Source organism: Nocardia sp. CA-136227 (assembly GCF_050955695.1).
Classification (GTDB): domain Bacteria; phylum Actinomycetota; class Actinomycetes; order Mycobacteriales; family Mycobacteriaceae; genus Nocardia.
The window spans coordinates 5,673,134-5,688,136 of the sequence record NZ_CP192081.1 but is presented as its reverse complement, the minus strand read 5'-3'; the positions used below and the strand labels follow the sequence as shown (position 1 = coordinate 5,688,136).

Annotated in this window: 15 protein-coding genes; 5 read left to right on the top strand and 10 right to left on the bottom strand. The window is 69.2% G+C overall.

Translation table 11 applies throughout. The features are described from left to right. Positions 1-237 precede the first annotated feature (237 nt). The 8 genes from ACQP06_RS26330 to ACQP06_RS26295 form a co-directional block, all read right to left on the bottom strand. On the bottom strand, positions 238-504 hold the full coding sequence (locus tag ACQP06_RS26330; protein WP_433667100.1) for a GlsB/YeaQ/YmgE family stress response membrane protein: 267 nt from the start codon (positions 502-504) through the stop codon (positions 238-240). 143 nt (positions 505-647) lie between these two features. Further along, the gene (locus ACQP06_RS26325) at positions 648-1,874 is read right to left on the bottom strand and encodes a cytochrome P450 family protein (RefSeq protein ID WP_433667099.1); all 1,227 of its coding nucleotides are present in this window, start codon (positions 1,872-1,874) and stop codon (positions 648-650) included. Continuing rightward, positions 1,871-3,130: a cytochrome P450 gene (locus tag ACQP06_RS26320; RefSeq protein WP_433667098.1), complete on the bottom strand. Its 1,260-nt coding sequence runs from the start codon at positions 3,128-3,130 to the stop codon at positions 1,871-1,873. The genes ACQP06_RS26325 and ACQP06_RS26320 overlap by 4 nt, the downstream gene beginning before the upstream one ends. After that, complete coding sequence (locus tag ACQP06_RS26315) at positions 3,127-3,729, bottom strand: GTP-binding protein (RefSeq protein WP_433667097.1); 603 nt, start codon at positions 3,727-3,729, stop codon at positions 3,127-3,129. Before ACQP06_RS26315 ends, ACQP06_RS26320 begins: the two co-directional genes overlap by 4 nt. Next, positions 3,710-4,063: a DUF742 domain-containing protein gene (locus ACQP06_RS26310; protein ID WP_357086153.1), complete on the bottom strand. Its 354-nt coding sequence runs from the start codon at positions 4,061-4,063 to the stop codon at positions 3,710-3,712. The genes ACQP06_RS26315 and ACQP06_RS26310 overlap by 20 nt, the downstream gene beginning before the upstream one ends. Then, the gene (locus ACQP06_RS26305) at positions 4,060-4,473 is read right to left on the bottom strand and encodes a roadblock/LC7 domain-containing protein (protein WP_433667096.1); all 414 of its coding nucleotides are present in this window, start codon (positions 4,471-4,473) and stop codon (positions 4,060-4,062) included. Before ACQP06_RS26305 ends, ACQP06_RS26310 begins: the two co-directional genes overlap by 4 nt. Continuing rightward, positions 4,470-6,380, bottom strand: a complete 1,911-nt coding sequence (locus ACQP06_RS26300; RefSeq protein WP_433667095.1) for an ATP-binding protein — start codon at positions 6,378-6,380, stop codon at positions 4,470-4,472. Before ACQP06_RS26300 ends, ACQP06_RS26305 begins: the two co-directional genes overlap by 4 nt. A gap of 215 nt (positions 6,381-6,595) precedes the next feature. Continuing rightward, positions 6,596-7,309 carry a hypothetical protein gene (locus ACQP06_RS26295; protein ID WP_433667094.1) on the bottom strand — a complete coding sequence of 238 codons (714 nt, stop codon included), beginning with the start codon at positions 7,307-7,309 and terminating at the stop codon, positions 6,596-6,598. Positions 7,310-7,605: 296 nt separating this feature from the next. On the opposite strand from ACQP06_RS26295, the gene ACQP06_RS26290 reads away from it, so the two are divergent. Together ACQP06_RS26290 and ACQP06_RS26285 are read left to right on the top strand one after the other, a co-directional pair. Beyond that, complete coding sequence (locus tag ACQP06_RS26290; protein ID WP_433667093.1) at positions 7,606-8,595, top strand: zinc-binding dehydrogenase; 990 nt, start codon at positions 7,606-7,608, stop codon at positions 8,593-8,595. 81 nt (positions 8,596-8,676) lie between these two features. Then, complete coding sequence (locus ACQP06_RS26285; RefSeq protein WP_433667092.1) at positions 8,677-9,420, top strand: hypothetical protein; 744 nt, start codon at positions 8,677-8,679, stop codon at positions 9,418-9,420. A gap of 15 nt (positions 9,421-9,435) precedes the next feature. Here the strand turns inward: ACQP06_RS26285 and ACQP06_RS26280 are convergent, their stop codons facing one another. Together ACQP06_RS26280 and ACQP06_RS26275 are read right to left on the bottom strand one after the other, a co-directional pair. Next, positions 9,436-10,524 (bottom strand): family 20 glycosylhydrolase, encoded by a 1,089-nt coding sequence (locus ACQP06_RS26280; RefSeq protein ID WP_433667091.1) that lies wholly within the window; start codon positions 10,522-10,524, stop codon positions 9,436-9,438. 92 nt (positions 10,525-10,616) lie between these two features. Next, a complete protein-coding gene (locus tag ACQP06_RS26275) occupies positions 10,617-11,348 on the bottom strand; it encodes a TetR/AcrR family transcriptional regulator (RefSeq protein ID WP_433667090.1) in 732 nt (243 codons plus the stop codon). Between the two features lie 92 nt (positions 11,349-11,440). Between ACQP06_RS26275 and ACQP06_RS26270 the strand changes: the two genes are divergently transcribed. From ACQP06_RS26270 to ACQP06_RS26260, 3 genes are all read left to right on the top strand, one after another. After that, positions 11,441-12,535, top strand: coding sequence for a hypothetical protein (locus tag ACQP06_RS26270; RefSeq protein ID WP_433667089.1), 1,095 nt, complete (start codon positions 11,441-11,443; stop codon positions 12,533-12,535). Positions 12,536-12,608: 73 nt separating this feature from the next. Further along, a complete protein-coding gene (locus tag ACQP06_RS26265; RefSeq protein ID WP_433667088.1) occupies positions 12,609-14,201 on the top strand; it encodes a zinc-binding dehydrogenase in 1,593 nt (530 codons plus the stop codon). Continuing rightward, positions 14,198-14,992 (top strand): MBL fold metallo-hydrolase, encoded by a 795-nt coding sequence (locus ACQP06_RS26260; protein ID WP_433667087.1) that lies wholly within the window; start codon positions 14,198-14,200, stop codon positions 14,990-14,992. The genes ACQP06_RS26265 and ACQP06_RS26260 overlap by 4 nt, the downstream gene beginning before the upstream one ends. Positions 14,993-15,003 lie beyond the last annotated feature (11 nt).

Below are 15,003 nucleotides of genomic sequence, written 5' to 3'. Positions count from 1 at the left end.
GACGAAATCCGCCCGTTGATCCAGCCGCAACCTTCTGCTAACTTCTACGTATCTACTAAGTAGGTACGTAGAAAGCTTGGGGCGTAGACCACCTGCGACCCGGGGGCGCCGTGGGGACGGCGTCGTGGCGGCGGCGGCCTTGTACGGACCCCTCATCGCGTGCAACGCCGCCGAAACCACAAGGGGCGGGACCGCGTTCCAGCGGCCCCGCCCCGAGCGGTGGTCTTCGATATGCGCTCAGACGCGTGCGCGGATCCACTTGTAGATCGCCAGCACCACGATCGCGCCGACGATCGCGCCCAGGAAGGCGTGCTTGACCGGCGGATGCACGCTGAACTCGTGCGGCGAGAACAGCAGGCTGCCGAGCGTGCCGCCGACGTAGCCGCCGACGATGCCGAGCACCGCGGTCCAGATGATGCCGAAGTCCTCCTTGCCGGGGACGATCAGCCGGGCGATCGCGCCCGCGATCAGGCCGATGATGATCATCATGATGATGCCGCCCATGACATTCTCCTTGTCGTTGGGTTCCGCTGCGTCGACGGTAGCAGGGCGAAGGCCGGTGATGAGCGAGCCGAAACACCCCAATTCGCCCGTGGCGGACACAACCGCCCGCGCCGGAAACAGGGTCCCGGCGCGTGCGCGAGCGGTCAGACCAGGTGCAGCGGCAGCGCCGCGATGTCGTTCTGCGTCATGACCGGAAGGTTCACGATGTCCGAATCCGCGCCGGCCAGCCGCAGCGCCGGGAACCGGTCGAACAGCGCGGGCAGCGCGATGGCCGCCTCGAGCCGCGCCAGTGCCGCGCCGGGGCAGATGTGCGGGCCGTAGCCGAAGGAGATATTGCGGTGCGCGGTCGGCCGCGTGATGTCGAATTCGTCGGCGTCGTCACCGAATACGCCGGTGTCGCGTCCGATCGCGCGGTACGACATGACCACGCCCTCACCCTTCTCGATCACGGTGTCGCCGACCGTGATGTCCTCGGTGGCGAACCGCATCAGCAGGTGGGTGACCGGGCCGTCGAAGCGCAGCGACTCCTCGATGACCTGCTTCCACTCCACTTCCTCCGACCGCACCCGGGCCAGCTGCTCGGGCCGGGCCAGCAAGGCGCGCACCGTGTTCAGGATCAGGCTGACGGTGGTCTCGTGCCCGGCGGCGACCAGCGCCTTGAGGTTGCCGACCACCTCCTCCTCGGTGAGCGGCTCGCCGCCCTCGTCGGCCAGGATGAGCGCGCTGGTGAGATCGTCGGTGGGGGTGGCGGTCTTGCGGCGGACCATCGCGGTGAAGTAGACGTCCATGTCGTCGATGACCCGCAGCCGCTCGTCCTGCGGGGTCATCATGGAGAAGAACTTCTTGTACCAGTCCAGCAGCATGGGATGGTCCTCGCGCGGCACGCCCATCAGCTCGGAGATCACGCGCATGGGCAGCGGGTAGGCGAAGACCTGCTTGAGGTCGACCACCGCGCCCTCGCCGCCCGCCGCGTCCAGGTCGTCGAGCAGTTCCTTGGTGAGCCGTTCGACGGTGGGGCGCAGCTCTTCCAGGCGGCGCGGGGTCAGCGCCTGGGTGGTCTTGATGCGCAGGCGGCGGTGCTCGGGGCCGTCCACGGTGAACATGGACCGCCCGGCGTCGATCATGCCGATCAGCGGCCACTGCCGGGTGATCACGCCCTCGCTGAACAGCTTCCAGGCGTTGATGTCCTTGACCAGCCGGGCGTCGGTGAGCAGCTGCCGCGCCACGGTGTGATCGGTGATGGTCCAGGCGGGCGCGCCCAGCAGGTCGATGCGGGTGATCGGCCCGGCGGAGCGCAGACGGGTGGTCTCACCGGCGAGATCGCCGACCATCGGATCGATGGCGATGGCATGCGGGCAGGGGGAACTCACTGGAAACCTCCGAGAGCACGAACAGGTGTGAAAACAACGGGCAGAGAAGTCATTCCGCACAGGAACGGGGAGGGCCGGCGCACCAGGCTCGCCGCGGGCACCGCCAGATCGATGTCGGGCAGCCGGTCCAGCAGCACCTCGATGCCGGTGCGCGCCACCGTCTCCGCGATCTGCTGCGCCGGGAACGGGCACCGGTACTCGCCGTGACTGAACGCGAAGTGGGCGTTGTTGCCGCTGTTGATGCCGTCGCCGACCGATTGGCGCACATGCGGATCGGTGTTCGCGGCGGCCAGCCCCAGCAGCACCAGGTCACCGGCGCGAATCTGGGTGTCGGCCAGCCGGGTGTCGCGGGCGGCCCAGCGGCCGGCCAGGATCGAGTTGGGGGAGTCCTCCCACAGCACCTCGTTCATGGCCTGGTCCACGCTGCGCCGGCCACCGCCGAGCGCGGCCGCGAACCGGTCGTCGGTGAGCATCAGCCGCACCGAGTTGATCAGCCAGTCCGCGGTGGGCAGATGCCCGGCGGCGGTCACGGCCATCAGGTCGTTGACGTATTCCTCGTCGGTGAACTGCCCCGGCTGCGCGAGCATGCGCGAGACCAGGTCGTCGCCGGGCGCGGCCTTCTTCATGGCCAGCAGGTGCTGCATGTACTGCATGAACTGCAGGTACGCGGTCTGGGCGTCGGCGCCGCCGTCGGCCATCACCTTCATGGCGCGCGCCAGCCCGGGGCCCTCGACCTCGGGGATGCCCAGCAGTCCGGCGAGCACCAGCACCGGCAGCGGTTCGGCGAAGTCGGCGACCAGGTCGGCGGTGCCGCGCCCGCAGAAGGCGTCGATCAGCTGGTCGGCCAAACCCTCGGCGACCCTGCGCAATTCGAAGTTGTCCACCGATTCCAGCGCCGGTTCCACCATGGCCAGGTGGCGGCGGTGCTCGGCGCCCGCGGTGAAGTAGATCGAGGGCATGGGTGTGCCGACCATGGGCAGCAGCGGCCAGTCCGGGGGAATGTTGGGCCACTGGTTCCACAGGCTCACGTCGCGCGGGAACAGTTCGGGCGAGCTGGTGACCTGGTGCATCTCCCGGTAGCCGAGCACCAGCCAGGCCGGGATCCCGCCGATCAGTTCGACGGCGGCGACCGGGCCGTGGTCGCGGCGGATCTCGCGGTAGAGGGAGTTGCGGTCGGTGTGGAAGCGGGGGCCGCTGAGCGGAACCGCCATGGCGGCGTGGGGCACCGGGCAGCTGCCCTGCGCGGGCGAGGTCATGAGACGGTCTCCGGGTGGTAGAGGTACTCGACCAGGGTGATCAGGACGTTCTTGCACGAATCGCGCAGGCGGGCATCGCATTCGACCAGCGGGATGTGCGGGCCCAGATCCAGCGCCTCCCGCACCTCCGCCATGGTCGGTCCGGGCCCGAAGCTGTTGCAGGCCACGATGAACGGCGTGCCCTGATGTTCGAGCCGGTCGATGGCATACCAGGAGTCGGCGATCCGGCGCTGATCCACCAGCACGATCGCGCCCAGCGCGCCCGTGAACAGCCGGTCCCACAGGAACCAGAAGCGTTCCTGGCCGGGCGCGCCGAACAGGTAGAGCACGTGCTCGTTGTCGATGGTGATGCGGCCGAAGTCGAAAGCCACCGTGGTGGTGGACTTTCCGGGTATCCCGGCCGGGTCGTCGACGTCCTGGCCGACCTGGGTCATGGTGGCCTCGGTGTCGAGCGGGCGGATCTCGCTGATCGAGCGCACCATGGTGGTCTTGCCGACGCCGAAGCCGCCGACGATGACGATCTTCAGGCCCTGACGGGCGTCGGCGGGCAGCGGAGCCTCGGCCCGGGTGGGGCGGAGGTCAGAGTTTGCGGAGTCCAACGAGCACCTTTTCCAGCGTGTCGGTAGTGGGCAGCCAATTCCATTGCCGCGACGCGTGATCCGGATGACGCACCGTGATCTTGCCCGCGTGCAGCAGGTCCGACAGGAGGATGACGGTGATGCCCACCGGCAGGCGCAGCTCGGCCGCGATCTCCACCACCGCGGTCGGCGCGCGGCACATATCGAGGATGGCGGCGTGCTCGGACTGCATGCCACGCACCGGAGCGCTCTCGCTGACCACCAGGGTGACCAGGTCGAAGGCGTCCGAATCCGGTTGGCTGCGACCGCCGGTCAGCGTGTACAGCCGATCCGGATCCTCGTCTGGCCTGGTCACGGCACGCTCGCCCCCGGTACTCGCGGGGCTGCGGCGAGATGCTCGCCGAGCTGCTCGACCAGCTCGCGCATATTGTGGCCGACCAGTCCGGCGTCGGCGTCCTCCGCGGCGACCACCGCGATGTGCGCGCCCACCCCGGCTTCCACGATGAACAGGATGCCCCCGTAGAACTCGGTCATCGACTGCCGCACGCCGCCGCGCCCGTCCCCGAACTCCACCGAGGCCCCGTGCGACAGGCTCTGGATCCCGGCCGCGATCGCCGCCAGCTGATCGGCGCTGTCCATCCCGAGCCCCGGCGTATGACAGATCTTCAAACCGTCCCCCGACAGCAGCAGCGCGTGCCGCGCCCGCGGCGTGCGCACCAGCAACTGCTCCAACAGCCAGCCCAGATGTGTGGCGGACGGTGTCATCGATCGGTCTCCCAGGGGTTCGCAGGGGCAGGATAAGCGCCGGGGCCGGGCTCGCGACCGCTCTCGCCGTCCGGGAGCTGTGCGGCCCGGCCGGCGGAATGCGACGCCGCGGTGGCGTTGTCGCGCAGATCGATTCCGCGCCGGACCGCGTCCATCAGTGACCTCGGCAGCGGGGAGGCGTCGCTCGAACCGTCGAGGCCGAGCGGATCCGGCCGGGTCGAGACGGTGGGGATGCGGCCGCCCGAGGGCGGATCGAGGTTGGTGAGCGGCGAGGATCCCGCGTCGGCGGGGGCCTCCCGGCCGGAGACGGCGCGCTGGAAGGCGGCCATCGACGACGGAGCGGCCGGGGGGCGCGGCGGGGGCGGGGCCGCCGGAACGGCCAGGCCCTCCGGGTGGACGGCGGCCAGGGTACTGCCGCGCTGCCGCTTCGGCAGGACACTGGAAGTCGCTGCGTGCGAGCCGGATTCGTCCTGCTGATGACCCTGGCCGCTGCCGCTCGCGGGGAACTGCGCCGGACCGGTGCGTGCCGAGTTGGTGGGATCGGGGTAGTTCACCGGGGAGGAATCGGGTGCTGCCGAGCTGGGCTCGGGTCGTTCTCCGCTCGCCGGGGCGACGGACCCGGTGCGGGCCGATCCGGCGAATTCGGCTCCACGCGCTCGGTCGGCGGCAGTGTCAGGAGTCGCGAGCTCGGGGCCGCGTCCCGGTGCGGTGGCCGAGCCCGCCCACGCGGGTTCGGCGACCGAGTCCTCCGATCGCGCTGGGGCGCGGGCGATCTGGGGTTCGGCGGTGCCGGCGGCCGCCACCGGGGTGAGGCGGGACAGGGTGCCGGACTGGCGTTCCAGGCGGGTGGTCAGCTCGCGGGGGATGACCACCACCACGGCGGTGCCGCCGATGGCGGAGGGCCGATAGCTGACGGTCAGGTCGTGCTTGCGGGCCAGGTGCCCGACCACGGCCAGACCCAGCCGGGTGCCGGAGAGGGAGGAGAGGTCGGTGTCGGCGCGCGGGCCCGCCACCGCGGATTCGGCTCTGCGGAGGGCGGATTCGCTCATGACGAGGCCGCTGTCCTCGATGGTGATCACCACACCCGCCGGAACCTCGGCGGCGTAGACGTGCACCTCGGTGGTGGGCGGGGAGAAGTTGCAGGCGTTGTCGAGCAGCTCGGCCAGCGCGTGCATGACGCCCTCGGCGGCGTGGCCCGCGACGGCGATCTCGGTGACCGCGCGCAGCCGCACCCGCTGGTATCCGGCGACGCGGCCCATGGCCCCGCGCAGGATCGACTCCATGGCAATGGGTTTCGCCCAGCGACGGCCGGACCGGGCGCCGCTGAGCACCGCGATGCTGTCGGCGAGCCGTCCGGCCTGGGCGGTGCGGTGGTCGAGTTCGAGCAGGTCGGCCAGCACCTTGGGGTCGGCGTGGCGGTGTTCCATCTCGCGCAGCTCGGCCAGCATGGAGGTGCTCATGGCCTGCATGCGGCCCGCGGCCCCGGCGAAGGCGGCCATGGCCGCGGCCCGGCGGTGCTCGTTGTCCTTGGCGGCGCGGGCCTGTTCGGCGGCGTGTTCACGGATGTCGTGCGCCCGGGCCTCGGACTCGGTGATGCGCGCCTGGGCGGCCGACATGGTCGCGGCCACATGGGCATCGGCCTGCGCGGTGTAGGCCAGGGCCTCGCGGCGCACCGCGTGCACCCGGTCCCGGTAGTAGGCGGCCGCGGTGAGCGCGCCGGTCAGCAACAACGCCGCCACACTCGCCCCGATGGCCAGCGGTATCCGGAATTCATTGGGGGACAGCAGGACTGTGACCGCGACCACGACCACGGTGGCTACCAGTGAGACGGCCGTCGTGACATACGGCGGGCGCTGACTCCGAACGGTGTGCTGTTCCCCGTTCGGCGGATTGACTGATTCCGACACGCTCCGCACTTCCGAACTACGTCCACCAGGGCGGACGCCCCGATGCCCCCGACCGCGCCCGCCTCGCGAAATACCGTGCCAAATGCCCGGACCGCCAAGCGGATTCGGTTCTGCCGGACGCAGCATAAGCGCCCCCGGTCAGCGGCGCTACCCGAGCGCGTACCCACGGGCAAACATCCGTCCCATCCGCTGGGACAGCGGGTCGACGGCGCAGGTCAGACGTCGAGGTCGTCGAATTCCTGTCGGCGCAGCCGGGCGCCGGCGAGGAGCGACCCCAGGGCGAATCCGAAGATGGGAATACTGACCATCGGCGACCACGAATGCACCTGCGGCCCGGCCGGGCGCACCAGGGTGATCACCCGCAGCAGCGCCAGCGCCGCACCGCTCAGCCCGCCGAACATGAACAGCCACAACGGCAGCCGGAACGCCTCGGGTGCGACGCGCTGGCTGCGCGCCACCGCGGCCACCACCGCCGCGTTCACCACGACGCCCGACAGGGCCAGGATCCACTTGTGCGTCTCGATGGTCATGTACGACGGGTGCAGCGGGTCGTAGGTGAACAGCAGCGCCGCCGCGAGCGCGCCGAGCCCGACGTAGAACGCGCGCTTCAACAGCGCCCGCCCCCACAGGTCGGCCACCGTCACCCCGATCAGCGCGCCCGCGCCGACCAGCGCCAGATCCGCGACCAGTCCGGGGAAGCCCTCGAAATGCCCGCTCGGCAGCGCCAATTCGTCGGCCGAGCTGTTGACGGCGGGCGCGCGCAGCAGTGCCCACAGTGCGAGCAACGCCAAAGCGATGGTGAACGCCCGGGATTCGGCGGAACGCCAGCGCGGTAGCCGGGCGATCGCCGCCACGAGCGCGCACACGGCGGCCAGCAGCGGTACGAGATTTCCCGCCGCGGCGATACCGCTCGCCGCTGTCTCGCTCACCGACCCGGCGATCCTCATCGACGCGATAGCGCTCACCCGAACAGCCTGGCCCGGACATGCTGCGAGTGTGTTTTGTTCCGCGGCGTGTCTCCGGGTTCATTTTCCCGGCGCAGCAGTTCGCCGAGCAGTTGCGGCGCAGGTCAGGGCTCGCGGCTCGTCTCGAGAACAGAACTCCCGTGTTCGCCCGGAGTGAACGTTCGCCGCCCGGCCTTGACCTCAACATATATCGAGGTTCGATGCTGGGTGCAGCGACGGCCGGTCGAAGCGGTCGTCGGAAGCGAGAGGGAGGCAACGAGATGCGTGCAGTGCAGGTCGAAGAGTTCGGCGGGCCCGAGGTGCTGAAGGTCGGCGAGGTTCCCGACCCCGTCGCCGGACCCGGCGAAGTGGTGGTGCGGGTCGCCGCCGCCGACGTCATGTTCCTGGACACGATGCTGCGCAGCGGCGTAGCGCGTGAGTACTTCCCGGCCGAACCGCCGTTCGTCCCCGGCGGCGCGGTCACCGGCACCGTCGAATCCGTCGGCCCCGATGTCGACGCCGCGTGGGTGGGCAAGCGGGTGGCCACCCCCACCGCGGCCAGCGGCGTCGGCGGCGGCCTGCCCATCGGCGGCTACGCCGAACTGGCCCTGGCCAAGGCCGACACTCTCGCGGCCATCCCCGCCGAGTTGAGTTTCGAGCAGGCCGCCGCCCTGGTCCACGACGGCCGCACCGTGCTCGCCATCGCGGACCGGGCCGCCATCGAACCGGGGCAGTGGGTGCTGGTCACCGCTGCCGCGGGCGGATTGGGCACGCTGCTGGTCCAATTGGCGCGCACCGCCGGAGCCCGGGTGATCGCCGCCGCCCGTGGTGAGGCGAAACTCGCGCTGGCGCAACGACTCGGCGCGCACGAGGTGATCGACTACTCCGAGCCCGGCTGGGCCGAGCGGGTGCGCGAACGCACCGGCGGCGTCGCGGTGGTCCTCGACGGCGCGGGCGGCGAGATCGGTCGCGACGCACTGGCCGCCGTCGCGCCGGGCGGTCTGCTCATCGCCTACGGCAATGCCGCCGGTGGCTTCGCCGCGGTGGACGCGGAAGCCGCTGCGGCCCAGCAGGTCACCGTCGTGACGCTGTTCGAGCTCACCACCCCCGACACCGACTGGCTCGCGCTGCACCAGCGCGCGCACGCCGAAGTCGCCGCCGGACGCCTGGAAGTCGTGATCGGCCAGACCTTCCCGCTCGACCAGGCAGCGGCGGCGCACACCGCCATCGGATCGCGCGCCGCGCTGGGCCGCACCCTGCTCACGGTCTGACCGTCATCGGCGTGTCGTGAGCATCCGCCCAGCTCCGCGGAGCAAGGTGACACCGGGTACAACGCGACGCGGAGGTGGGCGATGGGCAGGCGGGCAGGTGTGGTCGAGACCGTGGCGACCGGAGTCGGACTGGCACTGGGCGTCTGCGCCGGCGGAGCCGCGAGCGCGCAACCCGCGCTCGACCCCGGCGCCTTCGACCCGTCCCGCGTCCCGCCCCGCACCTCGCTCTCGGTGCGCACCCTGGTCCCCGGCGCGGGCTGGGGCACCGCCAACCAGCACGAGGAACGCGCGGCCCTGTCCCTCGCCAAGCTCTACCTCGCCGACTACGCCCTCAAACACGGCGACGGCTCCGCCGAGGACCGCGACCTGAGCGAACGCATGATCCGCAAATCCGACGACGGCGCCGCCGACCGGATCGAAGCCAAATACCCCTACGCCATCGCCGCCGAGGCCGCCGAGTACCACCTCCGCTCCACCCACAGCCAGGGCGACTGGGAATTCTCGACCACCAGCACCGCCGACGTGGCCGACTTCCTCGCCGCGAAGATCCGCGCCGACCCCGACAGCCCCATCCTGGCGTGGATGGAACAGCCCGCCGACCGCGCTGCCGACGGCACCCGCCAGGACTGGGGCACCGCTCGACTACCGCAGGTGTACGGAACCAAATGGGGCTGGGCCGATGTCGGCGACCCGGAGGTGTCGTCGGTCTCCTTCGGCCCCGGTTTCACCGTCGCCGCCCACACCTACGGCACCCCGGATCAGCAGACCGAGGACGTGCTCGCGGCGTGGTCGGCCCTGCTGCCCGAGGTGTCGCCCAAACACTGACAAGCAGAGTCGGTGTTACTGCCCGCGCAGCTTTCCGGCGATGATCGCCAGGCGTTCCGACAGGGGAGCGGTGATCTCGTCCGGGGTCATGGCCGTGGGGTCGTCGCACCAGACGAAGATGCCGGAGCCGATCAGTTGAGATCGGGTTGCGGCGGGCAGTGTGCTGAGGTCCACGAAGATGCTGGGATTCCACAGTTTCAGCAGGGCGGGCGGGGTGTTCAGGCCCGCGGCGGGCCCACCGGTGACGAAGTAGGTGGGGGTGAAACCGGCATTGACCAAGCGGTTTCCATTGGCGGCGAGTTCGGCGGGGCCGCGGCCGGTGCGGATCCAGGGCGCGGTGCCGGCGGACCAGTAGTCGATGATGATCGACTGGTCCAGGCCGAGGGCGCCGGGCCAGTTGAGGCCGTCGTTCCAGACGATCGGCGTCTTGCCCGTCTCGGCCAGAATGGTTGAGGCCCAGGCGATGTAGTCGCGCACCGCGTACGGACTCAACTGGGGATAGCGATCGAAGTCGCTGACGTACTCGTCCGCGCCGAGATGCCAGTACGGGCCGGGGAACAGCGGGAGGAACTCGCGCAGTAGGTCGCCCATGAGTTGATACGACGCCGGATTCGACAGGTCGATCTTGGTCTCCGGTCCGCCGAGCAGCGAATCCTGCTGGGCCTCGGCCGGTGTGGTGTGCGCGGGGACCAGCTGGAGTTCCGGGTGGTGGGCGAGGATCTGCCCCATGTGGCTGGGCATGTCGATCTCCGGCACCACTGTGATGCCGTAACCCTCGGCGTAGGACACCAGCGCGCGGATCTCGTCCTTGGAATAGGTCTGCGCCGAGTTCACCTCCGGATGGGTGTCGCTGCGCAGCCGGAAGCCCTGGTTGTCGGACAGGTGCAGGTGCAGAGTGTTCATTCCCAGCGCCGACAGCTCCCGCACCCGCGCCTCGAGCCAGTCGATCGGGAAATACTCGCGCCCGGTGTCGACCATGAGCTGACGCCACGGGTACTCGGTGGCCGCGGTGGGTGCGGGCTGCGCGGCGGCCGGCGTCGCGGCGACCAGTCCGGCGGTGAGCAGCGTGGCGATGACCAACCGTCGCTTCACGTTTCCCGTCATGGGTGTCGAGTGTCCTTCACGTGGTGCGAAGTCGGGGCTTGTTTGTCGCCGATCCCAGCATCGCTCGAGATCACGGCGGAACTGCGGCTGTTCTAACCCCCAGCGTGTCGGGTGCGGTCACTGTCGAACCGGGAGGTGATGAGCTGGATGACCAGGTCGATGGTGTAGTCGAACTCGCGGTCTCGATCGAATCGGGCCAGGTAGGGCGCGGCCAGGCCAATCTGCGGAAGTCCGGCTGATTCCAGCGTCTTCTGCCGCTCGGCGATACCGGTCGGGTCGGCCGTCCCGAACGTCGGGCCGGCCGACACCTCGCGAAGCAGAGTTCCGATCAATGTCGCCAGCAGTGTCCGCATCAAGTGGACCGCTTCCTCAGGACCGCACCCGGTGCGCCGCAGCACCGCAAGAGCGGCTTCGACGGGAGCCAGACCCGCCGTCGAGGAAAGCTGGCGGGTCAGAACCAATGTCGCGGCCTTGGGGTGGGCGAGGGTGATGCGGCGGAACTCGTGGGCCCACGCACGTAGATCGTGGGCCACGGAGTCGGTCGCCTCCGGCGGGCGCAACTGCTCGAGCAGGTATTCGGCGACGGCGTCGAGGAGGTCGTCCTTGCCGTCGACGTAGTAGTAGAGGCTCTTGGGGTCCACCTGTAGCACGCCGCCGACCGATCGCATGGTCACGGCCTCGACGCTGTCGGCGTCGATCACCGACAGCGCCGCCTCCCGGATCGCCTCCCGCGAGAGCTGCGCCGTTTTCGTTTTCGGTGGCCGCCCGCGGCGGGGTGCACTCGATGTCGGCTGGCTTGCTGTTGGGCCGGGTACGGCCTTCATGGAACCCACCCTTGCATTTTTCCACAGCGTGGATTTAATCTGGCATTAATCCCACGCTGTGGAAAAATGACACGAGGTGAAATCCCATGCAAATGCCGTGGCGACAAGGTGACGTACTGGACCTTGCGAGTATCGGCTCGCGGGTCGACAGCCTGACCGATCTCTCGACGATCGATGGTGGACCGGGTGCCAGGCTCACCGCGGTCCGGGCGCAGGCCGCGGCGTTCCGGAGGGAGTTCATTCAGACCGGAACCCCCGACAGCGTCAGCACCTGCGATCTGGTGACGCTGCCCTATCCGACACGGTTCGGCTTGTTCCGCGCTTCGCGGGCGATCGCGCCGTTCCTGTCGATCACCAACCGGATGGTGGTCATCCGCTGGAGCGACAGCGACGGAACACCGCGTGTGCTCTTGTTCGAGCCCAGCGACGTCGAACTCGGCCGCTACACACCGTATTTCGACAAGCTCGCCGACCGCACCCCCGACGTCGTCTCGAATCGGATGGTCACCGAGCGCGGAACCGTTCTCGCTCATCTGTCCCGGCTGGGGATCGACCCGGGCGAGGTCGACTATCTGATGTTCGACCACCTCCATACCCAGGACCTGCGGCGGTGGATCGGCACCACCGCACACCAGCCCGATCTGGGCGAGCAACCCCAACCCCTGTTCCCGCGCGCGAAGGTCATCGTGCAACGAGACGAACTGGCCGCCATGGCCGACCTTCACCCGATGCAGCGGCCCTGGTATCAGCCCGGCACGTACCGCGACGTCCCGCCGGAGGCGTTCCTGCCCATCGACGGATCGGTTGTACTCGGACCCGGCGTCGCCGTGGTCAAGACGCCCGGTCATGTCTTCGGTAACCAGAGCTTGGTGCTCAACACCTCCACCGGGGTGTGGGTGAGCAGTGAGAACGTGATCGCCGCCGAATGCCTGACACCGGAGCATTCGCGGATGCCGGGGCTGGCCCGCTGGGCGAAGGAGTGGGGCCAGGAGATCGTGCTCAACGCCAACACCATCGAGACCACCGTCGATCAATACAACTCGATCGTGTTGGAGAAGACGCTCGCCGACCGCAGCGAGAAGGACTCCCGCTTCCTGCAGTTCTTCCCGTCGAGCGAACTGACCGCGGCGTGGACCAATCCCGGAACCTCTCCGACGTTCACCCATGGCGCCATCACCCACCACTGATCCGGGGCGCAGGCGCCGACTCGTCGCCGACCCCGCTGATCCGAATTCCCATGCTGTGAAAGGAAACCCGCACATGCGTGCACCCATCGGCGGAGCCGCACCGAACTGGCAGTTGCGTGAAATCGACGCGCCGAGCCGGCTCGGCGCAGTCCGCATCCAGGTCATGGCCGCCGGTCTCAACCGCGCGGACCTGTACGCGCTCGAAGGCAGCTATACCGCCAATTCCCAGCAGGGCGGTGAGTTCACCGCCGGTATGGAAGTCGCAGGGGTCGTGGAGACTTCGAGTCCACTGGCCGCGCACCTGAGTGCCGGGACGCGGGTCATGGGTATCACCGTGGGGGCGTTCGCCGACTACGCCCTGTGTGATCCGCGTCTGCTCGTGCCCATTCCGGATGGCCTGAGCTTCGAGCAGGCTGCGACGCTGCCGGTCGGGTTGATCACCGAACACGACGCGTTGGTCACCCAAGCGGGCTTCACCGCCGGCAACAGCGTGCTGATCGTCGGCGGCACCAGTTCGATCGGGCTGGTCGGCATCCAGCTCGCCAAGGCCCTGGGCGCGAGTACGGTCGTCGCCACCACCACCAGCGAGGACAAGCGCGCCGCGCTGATCGCCGCCGGCGCCGACGTCACGGTCAACACCGCCATCGAGGATCTGAGCGAGGCCGTTGCCGAGGCGACGAACGGCCGCGGCGTCGACATCACCCTCGACCATGTCGGCGGCGAGTTGTTCGCGCAGCTGCCGTCGGCCACCGCCGTGGGCGGCACGATCGTCAGTATCGGGCGCCTGGCCGGTGCGGCGACCAACCTCAACCTCGACACCATCGCCTTCCGCCGTCAGCGGCTGCTGGGCACCACCTTCAGCATCCGCACCCGCGCCGAGCTGGCCGAGGTGGTCGCCGCCCTTTCCCCGCACGTGCTGACCGCTGTCGCGGAGGGCAGGATCGCCCCGCGCCTGGACAGCGTTTTCGTGCCCGAAGAGGCCGACCATGCGGCCGGGCGACTGCGGGAGAACACCGCGACCGGCAAGATCGTGATGTCCTTCGCTGCCGCCCACACCGGCCCTGCGCCCGCACCCGAGCCACGTGCCAACATGTTCGGCACCATTCGTCAGATCGGTTACGTCGTACGCGATATCGAGTCCTCGATGCGCGGATTCATCGACAGCGGTATCGGTCCCTGGTTCTACCTCGAGGGCCTGCAGCCGGGGAACTTCACCTACCGCGGCGAACCGTCGGGGATGGTCATGGACGTCGCGGTCGCCAACAGCGGTGACATCCAGATCGAGCTGATCCAGCCCGTCAACGGCGAACCGTCGATGTACAAGGACTTCCTCGAAGCCGGCCACGAGGGCGTGCAGCACATCGCCTACTGGAACGAGAACTACCAGGATCTCTACGACCGGGCGAAAGCTGCCGGGTTCACCGTCGGACAGGAAGGCGAAATCGGCGGCCCGACAGGACGATTCGCCTACCTGGAAACCGAACACCACCCCGGAACCGTCATCGAGATCTCCGATCTGGGCGGCACCAAGAAGTTCGTGTTCGACCTCATCAAACTTGCCACGGCGAACTGGGATGGAACCAACCCGATCCAGGTCATCGACCCGGGCCTGCTCAGCGGCGACCCGGCTGCCATGGAAGAGATGAAGGCGGCGTTGGGCGGATGAAAGTTCACCACCTCAACTGCGGCACCATGCACCCGCGCGCCACATCCGCCGGGCTGGTCTGCCACGTCCTGCTGGTGGAGACACCGCACGGGCTCGCCCTCATCGATTCGGGCCTGGGACTGAATGACGTCCAGTTCCCCGCCGAGCGGTTCGGTCCGGGGCGGTTCTATGTCCGGCCCGTCTTCGACCCGGCCGAAGCGGCGATCTCCCAGATCCGCGCTCTCGGTTTCCAACCCGAGGACGTGCGCCACATCGTGCTCACCCACTTCGACGCCGATCACGCCGGTGGACTGTCCGACTTCCCGTGGGCCCAGGTCCACCTCACCGGCGCGGAAGCCTTTGCGGCGCAACATCCCAACACCATGATGGAACGCGAGCGCTACCTTCCGGCCCAACGCGCTCATGAGCCGAAGCTCGTCGAACACACCCCGGCCACAGGCGAAGCCTGGCGTGGATTCGCCGGCGCGGAGGAACTCGCCGACATCGGCCCTGGCATCGTCTTGATCAACCTGCCCGGCCACAGCCGCGGACACGCCGCCGTGGCCGTCGACGCCGGCGACCGGTGGGTACTGCACGTCGGCGACTCGTTCTACCACCATGGTCAGCTCGACGGATCGCATTCCGCGCCACGCGCACTCACCGCGATGGAACGGGTCATCGCCTACGACTGGAAACAGGTCAAGGCCAACCACGAACGCCTCAGCAAGCTGTGGAGCGCCGCCGATCCGGACCTGCTGCTGGTCAACGCCCACGACCCGCACCTGCTCGACCGCGCCCTCGGACGGGCCTGACCCTTCGGTCT